The following is a 1,904-nucleotide window of genomic DNA, read 5'->3' as shown; positions in this document are numbered from 1 at the left end:
ATGATGCCACGGTGACTGTCACGGTTGAGCAGCCGGATGCTCCCGAGGCCGATGTGTCCGTGGATGCTATCCCGGACATGAAGGTTCCCCGTGGTGAAAAGGTTTCCATCCCGGTAAAGGCAACTGATGGTGCGGAGGTAGCCGTTGATGGTCTGCCTGAGTTCCTGAAGTACAACCCGGATACCAACGCGATCGAGGGCGAGGTGCCGGCAGATGCTGAGCTGAAGTCCTATGACATCAAGGTCAAGGCGACCAAGGATGGAAAGAATGCCTCGGATGAGTTCAAGCTCACGGTAACCGAGCGGATGATCGAGGATCCGGACACTGATGGTGACGGTATCCCTGATTCTCAGGATCCCGACATTGATGGTGATGGTGTCAACAACTCTGATGAGAAGGCTGCTGGCACTGACCCGTACAACCCGGATACCGATGGCGACGGCGTCAACGATGGTGACGAGGACACCGACGGTGACGGCAAGCCGAACAAGGACGAGTCCAACCCGAATGAGGACAAGATCACCGATAAGGATGGTGATGGCATCCCGGACATCATTGACCGTGATGATGAGGATGGTCCGAAGGGTGACAAGGACGGCGACGGCATCATCAACGAAGAGGACCCGGACGCTGACGGCGACGGTGTTTCTAATGATGATGAGAAGGCCGCTGGCCTGAACCCGTTGAACCCGGATACCGATGGTGACGGCGTCAACGATGGTGACGAGGACACTGACGGTGACGGTAAGAAGAACCGTGATGAGTCTGAGGTTCCTGAGGGTCCGGTTAAGGACGAGGACGGCGACGGCCTTGGCGATACCGGTGTTACCGATAAGGATCCGGAGGACGGCAAGGCTGACATCACCGATGGTCCGCTGACCAACGACACTGACAAGGACGGCATCCCGGATGCTGTTGACCCGGATATCGATGGTGATGGTGTCAACAACACCGACGAGAAGGTTGCTGGCACTGACCCGTACAACCCGGATACCGATGGTGACGGCGTCAACGATGGTGATGAGGACGCTGACGGTGATGGCAAGACCAACGCTGAGGAGTCTGACCCGACTGTTGATGAGTCCAAGGACTCTGACGGTGATGGCATCCCGGACATCATTGATAAGGATGACGAGGATGGCCCGAAGGGTGACAAGGACGGCGACGGCATCATCAACGAAGAGGACCCGGACGCTGACGGCGACGGTGTTTCTAATGATGATGAGAAGGCCGCTGGCCTGAACCCGTTGAACCCGGATACCGATGGTGACGGCGTCAACGATGGTGACGAGGACACTGACGGTGACGGTAAGAAGAACCGTGATGAGTCTGAGGTTCCTGAGGGCAAGGTTGAAGACAAGGACGGCGACGGCCTTGGCGATACCGGTATCACCGATAAGAACAACAACGGTGTTGCTGACTTGGTTGATAAGCCAGGTAAGAAGCCTTCTAACCCGTCGTACCCGGACTACCCGTCCTGGCCGATTGATCCGAACAAGCCGGGCGAGGATGACAAGCCTGGTGATAAAGATCCGAAGGACAAGGACACCGATGGTGACGGTCTGACTGACGAGCAGGAGAAGGAGCTTGGCACCGATCCGAATAAGGCTGACACCGATGGTGACGGCATCAATGACGGTGACGAGGTAGACGGCTCCAAGAACCCGTTCGATAAGGATGGCAACAAGGTTAAGCCGGGTGAGAAGGGTGCTCCGACTGACCCGAAGAAGGCTGATACCGATGGTGACGGCACCAACGATGGTGACGAGGTCACTGGTTCCAAGAACAACGGCAAGCCGACTGATCCGAATAACCCGGACTCCAAGCCGGAGAAGGACCCGAACGGTTCCTCGAAGTTGCCTGACTGGAATGGTTCTTCCAACCTGTCTGAGCGTTGCATCAAC

At 56.8% G+C, this 1,904-nt stretch carries 1 protein-coding gene; it reads left to right on the top strand.

Features of this window, described 5'->3' with window-relative positions; genetic code table 11:
• Positions 1-11 precede the first annotated feature (11 nt).
• On the top strand, positions 12-1,904 hold a 1,893-nt coding region (locus HMPREF2806_RS07865; RefSeq protein WP_232745366.1), incomplete at its 3' end, for a putative Ig domain-containing protein.

It is taken from the genome of Corynebacterium sp. HMSC076G08, from assembly GCF_001811515.1.
GTDB lineage: Bacteria > Actinomycetota > Actinomycetes > Mycobacteriales > Mycobacteriaceae > Corynebacterium > Corynebacterium hiratae.
This window is presented reverse-complemented; position numbering and strand designations above follow the sequence as displayed.